Source organism: Streptomyces sp. NPDC101219, from assembly GCF_044767675.1.
Classification (GTDB): Bacteria; Actinomycetota; Actinomycetes; order Streptomycetales; family Streptomycetaceae; genus Streptomyces.
Map to the genome: position 1 here is coordinate 165,686 of NZ_JBIWOK010000014.1, position 15,440 is coordinate 181,125.

The 15,440-nt window shown below is 75.2% G+C and carries 16 protein-coding genes; 6 read left to right on the forward strand and 10 right to left on the reverse strand.

Annotated elements, in window-relative coordinates:
* The first annotated feature begins 122 nt into the window (after positions 1-122).
* Complete coding sequence (locus ACIRPP_RS25820) at positions 123-986, forward strand: helix-turn-helix domain-containing protein (protein ID WP_403647207.1); 864 nt, start codon at positions 123-125, stop codon at positions 984-986.
* A gap of 27 nt (positions 987-1,013) precedes the next feature.
* Here the strand turns inward: ACIRPP_RS25820 and dnaK are convergent, their stop codons facing one another.
* From dnaK to ACIRPP_RS25845, 5 genes are all read right to left on the reverse strand, one after another.
* Entirely contained in the window at positions 1,014-2,909 is a 1,896-nt protein-coding gene (gene dnaK, locus ACIRPP_RS25825) for a molecular chaperone DnaK (RefSeq protein WP_403647210.1), read from the reverse strand.
* Positions 2,910-2,999: 90 nt separating this feature from the next.
* Positions 3,000-3,740, reverse strand: coding sequence for a glycerophosphodiester phosphodiesterase family protein (locus ACIRPP_RS25830; RefSeq protein ID WP_403647213.1), 741 nt, complete (start codon positions 3,738-3,740; stop codon positions 3,000-3,002).
* A gap of 80 nt (positions 3,741-3,820) precedes the next feature.
* Positions 3,821-4,249, reverse strand: a complete 429-nt coding sequence (locus ACIRPP_RS25835; protein WP_403647216.1) for an OsmC family peroxiredoxin — start codon at positions 4,247-4,249, stop codon at positions 3,821-3,823.
* 142 nt (positions 4,250-4,391) lie between these two features.
* Positions 4,392-6,500 (reverse strand): phage holin family protein, encoded by a 2,109-nt coding sequence (locus tag ACIRPP_RS25840; RefSeq protein ID WP_403647219.1) that lies wholly within the window; start codon positions 6,498-6,500, stop codon positions 4,392-4,394.
* A gap of 173 nt (positions 6,501-6,673) precedes the next feature.
* The gene (locus ACIRPP_RS25845) at positions 6,674-7,075 is read right to left on the reverse strand and encodes a hypothetical protein (RefSeq protein ID WP_403647222.1); all 402 of its coding nucleotides are present in this window, start codon (positions 7,073-7,075) and stop codon (positions 6,674-6,676) included.
* 82 nt (positions 7,076-7,157) lie between these two features.
* Here ACIRPP_RS25845 and ACIRPP_RS25850 point away from each other — a divergent pair, with 82 nt between their 5' ends.
* Both ACIRPP_RS25850 and ACIRPP_RS25855 read left to right on the forward strand, forming a co-directional pair.
* Positions 7,158-7,931 (forward strand): MBL fold metallo-hydrolase, encoded by a 774-nt coding sequence (locus tag ACIRPP_RS25850; protein WP_403647225.1) that lies wholly within the window; start codon positions 7,158-7,160, stop codon positions 7,929-7,931.
* Complete coding sequence (locus ACIRPP_RS25855) at positions 7,931-8,548, forward strand: DedA family protein (RefSeq protein ID WP_403647281.1); 618 nt, start codon at positions 7,931-7,933, stop codon at positions 8,546-8,548. The genes ACIRPP_RS25850 and ACIRPP_RS25855 overlap by 1 nt, the downstream gene beginning before the upstream one ends.
* Before the next feature lie 33 nt (positions 8,549-8,581).
* Here ACIRPP_RS25855 and ACIRPP_RS25860 read toward each other — a convergent pair whose 3' ends face one another.
* From ACIRPP_RS25860 to ACIRPP_RS25880, 5 genes are all read right to left on the reverse strand, one after another.
* Complete coding sequence (locus ACIRPP_RS25860) at positions 8,582-9,712, reverse strand: MBL fold metallo-hydrolase (RefSeq protein ID WP_403647228.1); 1,131 nt, start codon at positions 9,710-9,712, stop codon at positions 8,582-8,584.
* On the reverse strand, positions 9,709-10,956 hold the full coding sequence (locus ACIRPP_RS25865; RefSeq protein WP_403647231.1) for an aminotransferase class I/II-fold pyridoxal phosphate-dependent enzyme: 1,248 nt from the start codon (positions 10,954-10,956) through the stop codon (positions 9,709-9,711). Before ACIRPP_RS25865 ends, ACIRPP_RS25860 begins: the two co-directional genes overlap by 4 nt.
* Before the next feature lie 241 nt (positions 10,957-11,197).
* On the reverse strand, positions 11,198-11,584 hold the full coding sequence (locus ACIRPP_RS25870; protein WP_403647234.1) for a hypothetical protein: 387 nt from the start codon (positions 11,582-11,584) through the stop codon (positions 11,198-11,200).
* Between the two features lie 863 nt (positions 11,585-12,447).
* Positions 12,448-13,248, reverse strand: coding sequence for an RNA polymerase sigma factor SigF (locus ACIRPP_RS25875; protein WP_403647237.1), 801 nt, complete (start codon positions 13,246-13,248; stop codon positions 12,448-12,450).
* A 232-nt stretch (positions 13,249-13,480) separates the two neighbouring features.
* Positions 13,481-13,630, reverse strand: coding sequence for a hypothetical protein (locus ACIRPP_RS25880; protein WP_403647240.1), 150 nt, complete (start codon positions 13,628-13,630; stop codon positions 13,481-13,483).
* 180 nt (positions 13,631-13,810) lie between these two features.
* On the opposite strand from ACIRPP_RS25880, the gene ACIRPP_RS25885 reads away from it, so the two are divergent.
* The 3 genes from ACIRPP_RS25885 to ACIRPP_RS25895 all read left to right on the forward strand — a co-directional run bounded on the left by ACIRPP_RS25885 (position 13,811) and on the right by ACIRPP_RS25895 (position 15,279).
* The gene (locus ACIRPP_RS25885) at positions 13,811-14,203 is read left to right on the forward strand and encodes a DUF2795 domain-containing protein (protein WP_403647243.1); all 393 of its coding nucleotides are present in this window, start codon (positions 13,811-13,813) and stop codon (positions 14,201-14,203) included.
* A gap of 78 nt (positions 14,204-14,281) precedes the next feature.
* The gene (locus ACIRPP_RS25890; protein ID WP_403647246.1) at positions 14,282-14,707 is read left to right on the forward strand and encodes a CBS domain-containing protein; all 426 of its coding nucleotides are present in this window, start codon (positions 14,282-14,284) and stop codon (positions 14,705-14,707) included.
* 20 nt (positions 14,708-14,727) lie between these two features.
* Positions 14,728-15,279: a type 1 glutamine amidotransferase domain-containing protein gene (locus tag ACIRPP_RS25895; protein WP_403647249.1), complete on the forward strand. Its 552-nt coding sequence runs from the start codon at positions 14,728-14,730 to the stop codon at positions 15,277-15,279.
* Positions 15,280-15,440: the final 161 nt, after the last annotated feature.

Below are 15,440 nucleotides of genomic sequence, written 5' to 3' on the forward strand. Positions count from 1 at the left end.
GGGTAATGGTGCGGGCGGCGGGCGCGTCACCCGGCCGGACCCGTCCACCGGCCGGTGCCGTGAGAGTGTGCTCCGGACGTGACAGACTGACCGCATGCGTGGGCACGTGGGAGAGGCGTGGCGTGAGTGAGCGGCGAGCCGCCCCCACCGTGGGCCAGGTGGTGCTGGGCAGGCGTCTGAAGGAACTGCGGGAAGCGGCGGGTCTCGGACGCGAGGAGGCCGCCCGGGTCCTGCGGGTGGCGCCCGCCACCGTGCGGCGGATGGAGACGGCGGACGTGGCGCTGAAGGTGCCCTACGTCCAGATCCTGCTGGACGCCTACGGGGTGTCCGAGCGGGAGGCGGTCACCTTCGTGGAGCTGGTGGAGGAGGCGAACCGGCCGGGCTGGTGGCAGCGGTTCCACGACGTGCTGCCGGAGTGGTTCAGCCTGTACGTGAGCCTGGAGGGCGCGGCCCGCGTCATCCGGTCCTACGAACCGCACTTCGTGCCGGGGCTGCTCCAGACGGAGGCGTACGCCCGCGCCGTGCTGGAGGCGGGGACGATCGGCACCGCCGGGCCGGACGCGGTGGAGCGGCACGTCTCGCTGCGGCTGGAACGGCAGCGGCTGGTGGAACGCCCGGACCCGCCCCACCTGTGGGTGATCATGGACGAGACGGTGCTGCGGCGGCCCGTCAGCGTCGACGGCGGGGTGATGCGCGAGCAGCTGGACCGGCTGCTGGAGCTGTCCGAACGCGACCGCGTCACCCTGCAGATCATCGAGTTCGCGAGCGGGCCGCACCCGGGCACGTACGCGCCGTTCTCCCTGTTCCGGTTCGCCGAACCGGAATTGCCCGACATGGTGTTCACCGAGTACCTCACCGGGGCGCTGTACCTCGACTCCCGGACGGAGGTCGCGGTGCACCTGGAGGTGCTGGACCACATGACGGCCCGGGCCGCGACCACGGAACGCACCCGGGAGCTGCTGCGGGAGTGGCGCAAGCGCCACTGACCCGCGGCGGCCCGGTGCGGCGCCGGGTCAGCCGTCGCCGCCCTTGCGGTTCCCGGCGTCCCCGGGGGTGTCCTCGTCGACGATCTCCGCGTCGACCACCCCGTCGTCGTCCCGGGACGGCCCGGAGTTGTCCGCGCCGCCCCCGGCGCTCTGCCCCCCGCCCGGACCGGGCTGTTCGGCGCTGGCGTACATCGCCTGGCCCATGCGCTGGCTGACCGAGGCGAGCTTCTCCACGCCGGTACGCAGGGCCGCGGTGTCGGCGTTCTCCTCCAGCTGCCGTTTGAGGTCGGCGACGGCGCTCTCCACCTCGGACCTGGTGTCGGCGGGCACCCGGTCGGCGTTGTCGGTGAGGAACCGCTCGGTCTGGTAGACGAGTTGCTCGGCCTGGTTGCGGGTCTCGGCGGCCTCGCGGCGGGCGCGGTCCTCCTCGGCGTGCTGTTCGGCCTCGCGCATCATGCGGTCGATGTCGTCCTTGGGCAGGGCGGAGCCGCCCGTGACGGTCATCTTCTGTTCGCGGCCGGTGGCGAGATCCTTGGCGGAGACGTGCATGATGCCGTTGGCGTCGATGTCGAAGGCCACCTCGATCTGCGGGACGCCGCGCGGGGCGGGCGGCAGACCGGTGAGGTCGAAGACGCCGAGCTTCTTGTTGTAGGCGGCGATCTCGCGTTCGCCCTGGTAGACCTGGATGCCGACCGAGGGCTGGTTGTCGGCGGCGGTGGTGAAGATCTCCGAACGCCGGGTGGGGATCGTGGTGTTGCGCTCGATCAGCTTCGTCATGATGCCGCCCTTGGTCTCGATGCCCAGGGACAGCGGAGTGACGTCGAGGAGCAGCACGTCCTTGACGTCGCCGCGCAGGACGCCCGCCTGGAGGGCCGCGCCGACCGCGACGACCTCGTCGGGGTTGACGCCCTTGTGCGGGTCCTTGCCGGTCAGCTCGCGAACCAGGTCGGTGACGGCGGGCATCCGCGTGGAGCCGCCGACGAGGATGACGTGGTCGATGGCGCTCAGCTTCACCCCGGCGTCCTTGACGGCCTGGTGGAAGGGGGTCTTGCAGCGTTCCAGCAGATCCTCGGTGAGCTCCTGGAACTGGGCGCGGGTGATCTTCTCGTCGAGGTGCAGGGGACCCTCGGCGGAGGCCGTGATGTAGGGGAGGTTGATCGTCGTCTCGGTGGAGGAGGACAGTTCGATCTTGGCCTTCTCGGCGGCCTCCCGCAGCCGCTGCACGGCCATCTTGTCCTGGGCCAGGTCGATGCCGTACTGGCCCTTGAACCGCTTGGCGAGGTGTTCGACGAGGCGCTGGTCCCAGTCGTCGCCGCCGAGGCCGGTGTCGCCGTTGGTGGCCTTCACCTCGATGACGCCGTCGCCCATCTCCAGCAGCGACACGTCGAAGGTGCCGCCGCCGAGGTCGAAGACCAGGACGGTCTCGTTCTCCTTGTCCAGACCGTAGGCGAGGGCCGCCGCCGTCGGCTCGTTGATGATCCTGAGGACCTTCAGCCCGGCGACCTCCCCGGCCTCCTTGGTGGCCTGCCGCTGCGTGTCGTCGAAGTACGCCGGTACGGTGATCACGGCGTCGGTAACGTCCTCGCCCAAGTAGGACTCGGCGTCCCGCTTCAGTTTCTGCAGCACCCGGGCGGACAGCTCCTGGGCCCGGTACCGGGTGCCGTCGATGCTGCCCTCCGGGGGGAACCGCCACTGCGCGTCCCCCATGTGCCGCTTGACCGAGCGGGCGGTGCGCTCCACGTTGGTGACGGCCTGCCGCTTGGCGACCTCACCGACCAGCACCTCGCCGTTCTTGGCGAACGCCACGACGGACGGCGTGGTGCGCGCCCCCTCCGCGTTGGCGACGACGGTCGGCTCACCGCCCTCGAGGACGGCCACCACCGAGTTCGTGGTCCCCAGATCGATCCCGACCGCACGTCCCATCGCCGTCCCCTTCCATCGGAGCACCCTGGTCCGGGTTCCTCCCCCTCCAGCCCAAAACCTGAGGGGGTGCTTGTCAATGGGGCCTCCGCCTCACGGGTGGCGTGCGGCGGGTGCGTCCCGCAGGGCGACGGCGCGCCGGGGGCGGTCGGTGATGAGGACGTCGACGCGCGGATCGTCGAGGAAGGCGCGCATCGAGGTGTCGTCGTTGACCGTCCACACCATGGTGAAAAGGCTGTTGCGGGCGGCCTCTCGCAGCACCGTGGCGCGGGCCAGGCGGTGGTGCACGGCCACGCCGTGGGCGCCGCAGGCGCGCACCCGGCGCATGGGGAGCAGTTCGCTGAGCCGGGTCGTCATCAGGCGGCGCCGGCCGACCTCCCGCCCGTCCCGGCCGAGGGACAGCAGGGTGCGCACGCGGGGGAAGGCGGCGGTGACGGCGGCGACGGACCGGTCCTCCAGGGTGGTGGCGACGCAGCCGTCGGCGCCGAGCAGGGCGACCGCCCGGTCCAGGATCTCCCGCTCGTGGCCGGTCTCCTTGAGGTCGAGGTGGGCCACGAGCCGCCCGGCGACCAGGGCCAGGACGTCGTCGAGGACGGGCACGGGCCGGCCGGTCAGTTCCTCCAGCCGGGCGCGGGTGAGGGCGGCGACCGGAGGGCCGGTGCCGCCGGCGCGGGCGTCGTGGTGGACGACGAAGACGCCGTCCGCGGTGCGCCGGACGTCGATCTCGGCGTACTCGGCGCCGGAGCGCAGGGCGTCCTCGTAGGCGGCCCAGGTGGCGGGCGCGGCCTGTTCGCTGCCGCCGCGGTGGGCGGAGACGGCGGGGCGTGGCTCCATGGCGTCGTCGGCTCCGGGAGGTGACGTGCCACAGGCCGCCCCGGCGGGGGCGGCCTGCGTGCGGTGCTGCGGCGGTGCGGTCAGGCCAGCTTCGCCGTCAGGCTGATGTCGGTGCCCTTCAGCGCCTGGCTGACCGGGCAGTTCACCTTGGCGTCCTCGGCGGCGGCGAGGAAGGCCGCCTCGTCCAGGCCGGGGACGGTGCCCTCGACGGTGAGGTGGATGGCGGTGATGCCCTCGCCGGGCACGAAGGTGACGTCGGCGGACGTGGTCAGGCGGGTCGGCGGGTTGCCGGCCTTGTCGAGGATGTTGGAGAAGGCCATCGAGAAGCAGCTGGAGTGCGCGGCCGCGATCAGCTCCTCGGGGCTGGTCTTCCCGTTCGCCTCCTCGGCGCGCGACGCCCAGGTGACGGGCTGGTCGGCGATGCTGCCGGAGGAGTCGAAGCTGACGACCCCGCTGCCCTTGAAGAGATTTCCTTCCCAAACGGTGTGTGCGGAGCGCGTGGCTGCCATGACGCCATCCTTTCGAAAGGTCCTGCGGTGTCCGGTGGTGCTCTGGTCCGGGGCCCGGGTCACCGGGTGCCCTCCCCCATCCGATCACATCCCGGCCCGCGGCACCCGGAGGACGGGTTCTCCGGCGGCGGATCCGTGGTGTTCAAGCCGCGTGCTCCCGGTCCGGTGCCGCCGGGGAGGCGCGGCCGCGGGACTCCTCCAGCCAGCGGCGCAGCACCCGGTGGACCGCCTCGGCGCCCCGCAGTTCGGTGCCCTCGGGCACCGGCGGGGTCAGGGCCAGCGGGGACAGCAGGAAGGGCCGGGCCTGGGCGCCGCCGAGGCCGCCGTGCGAGCCGATCTGCTCCTCGAAGGCGAGGACCTCGCCGCCGGCGGGGTCGTAGGCGGAGTTGACCATGATGTCGGCGGTGTGCGGGAAGGAGTGGGTGCGGCGCACGACGTCGGCGGCGCCCGGCCCGAACACGGCGAGCGGGCCCGGGTCCTCGTCGAGCCGGTCGAGCGGGATCTGCGCGCCCTGCGCGCCGAGGACGAGCCCGCCGTGGCGTTCGCTGCGCACCAGGAGGAAGCCGATGCCGGGGTGGTTGGCGAGGGTCGGCAGCAGCGCCGGATACCGGGCGTCGATCTCCTCCTTGGTCATCCGGTGCGGCACGTCCGGGAAGGAGATCAGGCCGAGGTTGCCCGAGGCCAGCGCGATCGGCTCGTCGCGGCGGGTCGGCCGGTACTGCTCGACGCCCTCCTCGACCGGCCTGCGCAGCGCGGCGCGGACGGCGGCGCGGGCCTCCGCACCGCTGTGGGTGCGCCGGGCGCGGCGCGGCACCGGGAGCCCGCATCCCGCCCGCACCAGGTCGCCGAGGGTGAGGCCGTAGCGGGCGCGGAAGGTCTCGCCGGGGCTCTGCCCGTGGTCGGAGAGGACGACGATGCGGTAGGGGCGGGGGGCGTGCTCGGCGACGTTCTCGATCAGGGCGAGGGCGCGGTCCAGGCGCTGCAGCACCTTGTCGGTGTCCCGGCCGGTGGGTCCGGAGTGGTGGGCGACCTCGTCGTAGGCCACCAGGTCGGCGTAGACGGAGCTGCGCCCGGCCAGCAGGTCGCCGGTCACGGCGGCGACCACGACGTCCCGCTGGACGACGGTGGCGAAGGCCCGCACGAACGGGTAGAGGCCGCCTCGGGAGACGCGCGGGCGCTGGCCGGTGAACCGGGACCGGGTGGACTGGGCGATCTCGCGCACGACCTCGGCGACGAAGGACAGGGCGGTGCGCACGGCGTTGGCCGGGTCGCTGAAGTAGGCGAAGTAGCCCGCGCGGGAGCGGGTGCCGGGGCCGCGGCGGCGGGTCGCGATGGACAGCACCAGGGCCTGCTGGTCGGCGCCGCCGCCGAACAGGTTGCCGCGGCTGGCGCCGTCGTCGGCGAGCAGCCCGGGGTGTCCGGCGTGAGCGGCGGCACGGCGCTCGAGCTCGGCGGCGCTGGTGGGGCGGTTGCAGACCATCACCTCCCGGCGTTCCTTCTCGTACCAGCGGAAGGCGGGGACGTCGTGGTTGCTGCCGTGCAGGATGCCGAGCTGGGTGGCGCCGGTCTGGCTGGACCAGTCGGTGCGCCACAGGGTGAGCCGGTGGGTGGGGCGGGCCCCGGGTGCGGGGACCGCCGCCGGGGCCGGGCCGGGGCCGGGCGGCCGGCCGAGCCAGCGGGCGACGGTGGGCATCAGGCCCCGCTCCACGGCGTCCACCAGGACGTCGTGGCCGACCCCGTCGAGCTGGAGGAAGACCGTGCCGGGGGTGGCCGGGCAGGGCCCGGCGGAGCGGCGGCGGCGGTCGGCGAGGCGGTAGAGGCGGCGGCGGTAGGCGTCGTCGTCCCGGACGGCGAGGGCGGCGCCGGTGGCGGAGGCGACGGCGGACATCACCGCGGCGACCACGACGGCCGTCTCCGGGGCGGCGGAGCCCCGCTCGACCGGGTTGAGGCGCAGGGCCAGCCACAGCAGCCCGCCGTTGAGGAAGAACACCAGCAGGCCGAGGACGAGGGCGGGCACCAGCAGCAGCAGCCGCACCAGCAGGGGCCACACCAGCGCGGACAGCAGGCCGAAGGCACCGGCGCCGAGCGCCGCGGTCACCGCTGTGTCGGTGGCGCTGCCGCCGTCCGCGGAGCGCAGCCGGAAGTCGGGCAGGAGACCGGCGAGCAGCAGCATGGTGAGGGTGGAGACCACCCACACGGCGACGCTCCGCCCGATCTGACTGGCGACCCGTCGCCACCGCACGCCGCCCACGCCCCGCCACACCTCGCGTCCCCGCCCGTCGTCACCGACCGGCCCTCGAAACCGGTACCCACCCTGCCACAACGGCCGGAAGGGCCGTTTTGTCCCCGCTCGGCGCGGTCCCGGCGGGCGGTCCCGGCGGGCGGTCCCGGCGAGCGGTCCCGGCGGGCGGGGCGGCTCGGGCGTCAGCGGCCGTCGTAGCCGGCGGTCGGCATGGACAGCCGGCGATGGACGCGGGCCTTCATCGCCGCGTCGTAGGCGGGCTCGGGACGGCCGACGGTCTCCACGCGCACCCCGCGCCGCGCGCACTCGGCGGTGAACTCCTCGACGGAGGACAGGGCGCTCTCCAGCACCCGGCGGCTGGGGGCCACGAACAGGTCGGTGCCGGGCCGCACTCCCTCCCACAGCGCGCCGTGGTCGGGCCGCAGCCCGCGCACGAGCAGTTCCCGGACCACGACGTAGCCGCGCTCGGCGGCCCACCGGGCGCACATGGCGTGCTGGCTGCGGGAGTCCACCAGGAACGGATCGTCGTCCAGCTCCTCCAGCGGCGTCAGACTCGCGATCGCCGTCACCCGCACCGGTCCCATGGCGCCCCCTCACCTGGCGGTTTCGTCGCCGACCCTACTCCTGCACGTACGCTTCGGGGAGTCGCGCGAAGGAGGCGGGGAAGTGCCGGTGGAGATCACCTGGTGGGGTCACGCCACTTGCACGGTCGAGGATTCGCACACACGCGTGCTGACCGACCCGCTGTTCGCCCGCCGGCTCGCCCATCTGCGGCGCCGGCGCGGTGCGGTGCCGCCGCCCGACGCCCGGCGGGCGGACGTGGCGCTGGTGTCCCATCTGCACGCCGACCATCTGCACGTGCCTTCCCTCGCGCTGCTGGAGGAGGGCACGCTCCTGCTCGTGCCCCGGGGCGCACTCCGGGCGGTGCCGGCGCTGCGCCGGCTCACGCAGCTGCGGGTACGGGAGATGGCGCCCGGGGAGGTGCTGCCGGTGGGCGACCTGGTGGTGCGGGCGGTGCCCGCGCGCCACGACGGCCGGCGGCTGCCGGTCGGGCGGCACGTGTGTCCGGCGCTCGGCTACGTCGTGGAGGGCGAGGCGCGCACCTACTTCGCCGGGGACACCGGGCTGTTCGAGTCGATGGCCGAGGAGGTCGGTCCGGTGGACGTGGCGCTGCTGCCGGTGGGCGGCTGGGGCCCGTACCTCGGGGCGGGGCACCTGGACGCGGGGCGCGCGGCCCAGGCGCTGGCCCTGCTGGGGGCTCGGACCGCGGTGCCGGTGCACTACGGCACGTACTGGCCGATCGGGATGGACGCGGTGCGCCCGCACGAGTTCCACTCCCCGGGCGACGAGTTCGTGCGGCTGGCCGCGGCCAGCGCGCCGCGGGTGGCGGTGCACCGGCTCGGGCACGGGGAGAGCGTGCGGCTGGAGGACACCCGGTGATCCTGGCCGTCGTCCCGGCCGTGGCGCCGGAGTCCACCCAGCAGGCGATCGGCTATCCCTCGCTGTTCCTGCTGGTGCTGATCGGCGCGCTGGTGCCGGTCGTGCCGACGGGCGCGCTGGTCAGCTCGGCGGCCGTGGTCGCCTTCCACCAGACGGCGCCGTTCTCGATGGCCCTGGTGTTCGTGACGGCGGCGCTGGCGGCGTTCCTCGGCGACATGGCGCTGTACTGGCTGGGCCGGCGCGGGATGAAGTCGCGGGGCGGCTCGCGCTGGCTGGAGGCGATCCGCGCCCGGGCGCCGGAGGACCGGCTGGCGCAGGCCCAGGAGAAGCTGGGCGACCACGGCGTGGCGGTGCTGGTGCTGTCCCGGCTGATGCCGGCCGGGCGGCTCCCGGTGATGCTGGCGTGCCTGCTGGCGAAGTGGCCGATGCGCCGCTTCGCCCGCGGCAACCTCCCCGCCTGCCTGGCCTGGGCGGTGACGTACCAGCTGATCGGTGTCCTCGGGGGGTCGCTGTTCGCCGAGCCGTGGGAGGGCGTGCTGGCGGCGGTCGTCCTGACGCTGCTGATCAGCGTGGCGCCGGGCCTGTGGCGCCGGCTGCGGGGGAACACCGCGGCGTGAGGCCCGTCCCCGGGAAGCGGGGCGGGACCGCTCTCACGTGAGCACGCGGGAGGCCCCGACCGGCAGGTCCCACAGGTCGGCGCGGGGCAGCCCGGCGCGGGCCCAGGCCGCCCTGACCCGGGTGAGCGGTTCGAGGACCGGCTCGGCGGACAGCACGAAGGTCCCCCAGTGCATCGGCGCCATGCGGCGCGCCCCCAGGTCCTGGGCGGCCCGCACCGCCTCCTCCGGGTCGCAGTGCACGTCGCGCAGCCACCAGCGGGGGTCGTAGGCGCCGATGGGCAGCAGTGCCAGGTCGATGCCGGGGCAGCGGCGGCCGATGCGGGAGAACCAGTGGCCGTAGCCGGTGTCCCCGGCGAAGTAGACGCGCTGCCCGTCGGGCGCGGTGAGCACCCAGCCGCCCCACAGGGAGTGGCAGGTGTCGGTGAGGGTGCGCTTGGACCAGTGGTGCGCCGGGACGAAGTCGAAGCGGACCGCGTCCCCGTGCCCCGGGGCGCCCCCGGGGGGCGCCAGTTCGGAGGCCTCCCACCAGTCCAGCTCGGTGACGCGGGTGAAGCGGCGGCGGTGGAACCAGCGGCCGAGCCCGGCCGGTACGAACACGGGGGTGTCGCGCGGCAGCCGCCGCAGGGTGGGGGCGTCGAGGTGGTCGTAGTGGTTGTGGCTGATGACGACGGCGTCGATGCGCGGCAGGGCGTCCCAGGCGACCCCGACGGGCGTGACCCGGGCGGGGGTGCCGAGGATCCGGCGGGACCAGACGGGGTCGGTGAGCACGGTCAGCCCGCCGATGCGCACGACCCAGCTGGCGTGGCCCGCCCAGGTGACGGCGACGGTGCCGGCGTCGACGCGCGGCAGCGGGCCGGGCTCGTACGGCAGCCGGGGGATGTCCGCGAGCCCGTCGCTGTCCGGGCGCACGGCGCCCTCGCGGGCGAAGCGGGCGATCGCCTTGAGGCCGGGCAGGGGCGCGGTGAGCCGGTCGTGGAAGGTGCGCGGCCAGACCCGGCGCTCGGCGAGCGGGCGGGGTTCGGCCAGTGGCGGGTACGGCGGCGCGTGGGGTGCGAGGGCGGCCGGGCCCGGTGCGTCCCGGGCGGCGGGGCCGGTGTCCGCCCGGGGGGCCGTCGTCCGGCTCGTGGCCGTCGGGCTCGTCGTCGACTCGGACTGTCGCGTCATCGGGGGGTCTCCCATCGCCGGACGTCGTCGCGGAGGTCGTCGAGGACCGAGGTGAGGCGGTGCAGCGCGCGGCGCACCTGCGGAAGGTCCAACGGCTCGCGCGCGGCGAGGCATTCCGCCCGCTGCTCGGGGTTCTCGCCGAGCAGCGGGGCGGTGGACAGCCGCACGCGCGGGGCTTCGAGGTCGTCGCCGAAGCGGTGTCCGCCGGGCGCGTGCATGCCGAGCCGGGCGGTGAGGAGGTCCTCGAGTTCCTGGGCGTCGCCGACGCCGTGGGGGGCGAGCGCGGGCGCCAGCGGGCTGAGGTCGGCGTACAGGTGACGGCCGGCCTGCGGGGGCCGGGCGAGGACGCCCGCGCCGACGAGGGCCGCGTGGGCGGCGGCGGCCACCCGCGCGTGCAGCCGGGTCGTGGCGGCGACGCGCGCGGTGACCGGTTCCGGTTCGGACAGGGCGTACCCGGCGGCGACGGCGACCGGCGCGGCGACACACGCGTCGAGGGCGGTGAGCACGTCGAGCACCCGCGCGTGGAGCGCGTTGCCGTCCTCCCCCGCCGGGAACCGGGCCACCGCCGCCGGCCAGCCGGGCGGGAGCAGCGCACCGGCCAGGTCGGTGACGACGGTGACCCGGTCGGACAGCATTTCGGCGGGGCTGAGCAGCACGGTGTCCTGCGGGGCGTGCAGGGTGTCGCGCCAGGTCTCGTCGCTGACCAGCTGGAGCCCTTCGCCGACGGCCGCCTCCAGGGTGGCGTGCAGCAGTTCCGGCGGGGCGACGGTGGCCGTGGGGTCGTCGGCGACGGACAGCACGAGCAGCCGCGGGTCACCGCCCTCGGTGCGCAGTCTGCGCACCGTCTCCAGCAGGGCGTACGGGTCGGGGACGCCGCCGTTCTCGGCCGGGGTCGGCACGTGGAAGACGGGGCGGCCCAGCAGGCGCGCGTACGGGACCCACCAGGCGGCGCAGGGTTTCGGCACGAGCACGTCCCCGCCGATGGCGGCGGTCAGGGCCACCAGGAGCGCGGGGGCCCCGGGGGCGACGGCGACCCGGTCGGGGGCGGCGGGCAGGCCGCGCCGGTCGCCGTAGCCGCAGGCGGCGTCCAGGAGGGCCGGTCCGCCGCCGACCGGCTCGGCGTCCGCGCGGGACGCCGCCGCGGCGACCGCGGCGGCCAGTTCGGGCAGGACGGGCAGGCCGTCGTCGGGGAGGGGCGGCCCGAAGCGGACGGGGCCGTGTCCCCGCGGGTCCGTCCCTCGCATGCCTGCCTCCGCGCAGTCCCTGGTGTCGGCCGTGGTGTCGTGCTGTGACGTCGTCGCCCTGTCCTGCCGGGCCCGGGCGTCGCCGGGCCGGTGTCTTCTCGTACCCTCCGGTCCGTCGGATACCCAGGGGACGGCCGTGCCATGAGTGCCCGGGCGGGCCCCCGGTGCCGTGCGCGGTGTGCGCGCGTCGCGCGGCGGGCGGTGCGCGCGCCGGGCGGCGCCCCCGGGAGGCGGCCGCGGGTCAGCCGTCCTCGCGCGAGGTCCGGTCCCGGTACACCCGGTGGGCGGCGGCGCCGAACGCTCCGGCGATCAGCAGCCCGCCCGCGGCCAGCGCGGGCACGGAGTCGCTGAAGGTGCCGCCGTCCCCGGCGTGCACGGCGCGCGGGGACGGGGTGGCCGGGCAGGGCCCGCTGTGGTGGCCGGGGCAGGGCGTGGCGGTGGGCGCGGGGGTGCGGGTGGGCGTGCCGCCGGAGTGCACGGTCACGGTGAAGGACACGCTCCACGGTGTGCCCTTCCCGCCGGGTGCGGCGGGGCAGGTGCCGTGGACGGTCCACTCGGCGCCGGAGCCGCCCGGCGCGGAGAGGGCCTCGGGGGCCTCGGACAGGGCGTCGAACTCGTCGAGCGGCACGTCGGGGATCTCGGGGAACGCGCCGAGCGGCTCCTCCGCGCCGGGCTCCGCGTCGGGGATCTCCGGGACGCTGTCGGGCGGCGGGATCTCACCGGGCGGCTCGGGTTCCTCGCCGGTCGCGCCCGGGCCCGGGGCTCCCGCGCCTTGAAGGGCGCCGCGTCCGGGAGGGTCGCCGTGCCCTCGTAGGTGGGGCCGGCGGCGTCGTCGCCGGGCACCTTGGCGAGCGTGACCGCGCCGCCCGTGAACGCCTCCGAGGCCGCCTGGACGCTGTGCGGGGCGGGCCCGCCGGTCGGGCCGCAGGTGACCGTGACGGTGACCGTGCCGCCCGGCCGTACGCTGCCCGGGCTGATCTCGGCGCGCGGGTCGGAGGCGGACGCGGGCTGCGCAAGGACGCCGAGCACGCCCAGGGCGGTGCCGGCGAGGGCGGCGGTGGTCAGGGCGCTGGCGGTGCGGCGCATGGTGCGGGCTCCTTCGAGCGGCGGCTGGGGCGCGGCGGCCGCGCCCGGGGCCCCCGCGGGACCGTCCGCCCGCTGTGGCCGGGCGGCGGCCCTCACGTGGGCGTTGGCCGCGGGCGCGGGTGGTCCCGTCGGCGGGGCACGGGGTCGCGCCCCGGGATCCATCACAGCCCCGCGCCCGCCGCGCCGCGCGCGGCCGGACCCCATTCGCGCGACGCGCGGGGCCCGACCGGGTGAACCGCGGCGGTCACCACCGCGTGGCGGCGTGCCCCCGGGCCCCGCCCCACGGTGCCGCGTCAGGTGAGGAGGACCGCCCGGCAGGGGGCCGGACATGCGTGGTTGCCGTGGCGTCGTGCCACGGCAACCCGTCACGGCCGGCCGGACGTGTCCCGGCCCGCGGAGCGCGCGTCAGTCGTCGTCGCCGTCGTGCAGCACCTCGTCGCGGACCCGGCCGCAGCAGCGGCTGATCAGGCGGGAGACGTGCATCTGGGAGATGCCGAGCTGTTCGGCGATGCGACTCTGTGTCATGTCGCCGAAGAACCGCATGTACAGGATGGCCCGCTCGCGCTCGGGCAGGGCGGCGAGCCGGTCCTTCACGGCCTCGCGGTCGACGACGGTGTCCAGCGCCGGGTCGGGCGCGCCGAGCGCGTCCCCCAGGGAGTAGCCGTCGTCGCTGCCGGGGAGTTCGGCGTCCAGCGACAGCGCGGAGAAGCTCTCCAGCGCCTCCTGGCCGGTGCGCACGTCCTCCTCGGTGAGGTGGGTGTGCTCGGCGAGCTCGGCGACCGTGGGACGGCGGCCGGGGATGGTCTGGGAGAGGTCCTGTGCGGCGTAGCGGACGCGGTTGCGCAGGTCCTGCACCCGGCGCGGGACGTGCAGGGTCCACATGTGGTCGCGGAAGTGCCGCTTGATCTCGCCGGTGATGGTGGGCACGGCGTAGCTCTCGAAGGCGTTTCCGAGTGCGGGGTCGTACCGGTCGACGGCCTTGACGAGGCCGAGAGCGGCGACCTGGCGCAGGTCGTCGTAGCTCTCGCCGCGGCTGCGGAAACGGCCGGCGAGACGGTCGGCCATGGGGAGCCACGCCTCGACGATCTCGTCGCGGAGCGCGTCGCGCTCCTCGCCCGGCGGGAGGCCGGCCAGCCGCCGGAAGGCGGCGGACGTGTCGGGGGCGTCGTCATGGGGGTGGGGCCTGGCGCTCGCTCGAGTCGGCATGGTGCGTCGCAACTCCCTCGGAGTGCTCGGGGACGGACGGTCACCGTGAGACACGCACCGGTCTTCGGGACAGGCACGCGGGGCGGGGATGCCACCTCACGGACGTGCCTCCTGTCCGAAGCACTGCCCTGCCCCTGCCCGCCCCCGCCCCTCGCAAACCCCTCACGCCGGGCAACTCTGCGTGATGCGACGGTGGGGTCTCCGGCGGGCGGCCGTCCGGCGGCCCGGGCCGTCAGGGTTTCAGGGCGGCGGTGGCCGCGTCCGGTTCGGGTTCGGGCCGGGGTGGTTCCGCCTCGCGCGGCAGCACGAGGTCCTCGTAGCGCCCCATCATCAGGAGCATGCCGAGCATGAGCACCGGTATGAGCACAGCGAGCACCGCCATGGCCGTTCCTCTCCAGGAGGCTCGTGGGGGGCCGTGCACCCGGGTCTCCCGCACCGCGGGGGCCAAACCGGGGCCGCCGCGACCGGTCACCGCATCCGGTGGATCCACCGCCCGGAACCCGGTGTCGGTCCCGGCCCGGCGGGTACGCGGTGCGGACCCCCGTAGGAGCTGGAGGGAGACATGCAGCGAGGCAGTGACCGGCTCAGCGTCCACCGCGACGACGAGATGAAACACGAACTGCAGGGACTGCTCAGGTCGGGCCACCCGACCCGTGCCGAGGAGTGGCACGACCCGGAGCCGTCCGCCGAGGACGACCCGGAGGTGGCGCACGGTCCGGTGACGCCGAGCCGCGCGCCGACGTCGCTGGAGTCGGTACGGCTGGAGCTGGCCAGGATCCTGGGCCGGGGGGCGTTCCCCGCGGGCCCGCGGGAGCTGATGCGCGCCCTGACCCGGCGGCACGCCCCCGACGCCCTGGTCGACGCCCTGGAACGCCTGCCGCGGCAGGCCCGCTACGCCAACGTGCAGGAGCTGGCCGAGGCGCTGACCCGGTCGCGGGAGACCGAGAACGCCTAGCCGTCCCGGTACGCCGGGAACGAAGAACGCATGCCCAGCCGTCCCGGTACGCCGGGGATGGGAGAAGAGACCGACGTCATGACCCGATGTGTCAAGGACGTGATGACCCCTGGCGTGGTCGCCGTGCGCCCGGACGCCTCGATCGCCGAGGCCGCGCAGCTCATGCGCACCCAGGACATCGGCGACGTGGTGGTGGCCGACGGCGAGCGGGTCGTCGGGGTGCTCACCGACCGTGACATCACGGTCCGGGCGGTCGCCGACGGGCGCGACCCGCAGGGCGTGAGCGCCGCGTCGGTGTGCACCCCGGACCCGCTCATCCTGGCCCCCGACGACTCCGTGTCCACCGCGATCCGGCTGATGCGCGAGCAGACCGTACGGCGGATCCCGGTCGTGGAGAACGGACTGCCGGTGGGGGTGGTGAGCCTGGGCGACCTCGTCGAGGACCGCGAGCCGGGGTCCGCGCTCGCCGGCATCAGCCGGGCCGAACCCGACCGGAACGAATGAAGGAAGGACGTAGACACACGATGCGTATCGCATTTCTCACCGCACCCGAGGGCGTCGAGCAGGTGGAGCTGACCGAGCCCTGGCAGGCGGCGGTGGACGCCGGGCACGAACCCGTGCTGGTGTCGACGCAGTCCGGCACCATCCAGGCGTTCAACCATCTCGACAAGGCGGACACCTTCCCCGTCCAGGAGGTGGTCGGCGAGACGTCGGCGGACTCCTTCGGCGGACTGGTCCTGCCGGGCGGGGTGGCCAACCCCGACTTCCTGCGCATGGATGACAAGGCCGTCGCGTTCGTGCGGGACTTCTTCGAGCAGGGCCGTCCGGTCGCGGCGATCTGTCACGCGCCCTGGACCCTGATCGAGGCGGACGTGGTGCGCGGCCGGGTGCTCACCAGCTGGCCGAGCCTGCAGACGGACCTGCGCAACGCGGGTGCGACCTGGGTCGACGAGCAGGTGAAGGTCTGCGACCACGCGCCCGCCAAGCTGGTCACCAGCCGCAAGCCGGACGACCTCAAGGCGTTCTGCGAGACGTTCCTGGAGGTGTTCGCGCGGGAGACGCAGGCCGCCGCCTGAGGTATCCCCTTCTTGTACGGCCTGCGGGGCCCGTCCACCGGGCGGGCCCCGCAGGCATGCCCGGAGCCCCGTTATCTTCTTCGCGGTCCTGCAAGAGGGCCGCTGGCCTCCGGGCCCGGCATGACTGTTGCCCCCTGTCGATGGGATGACCTGGGGGGTGG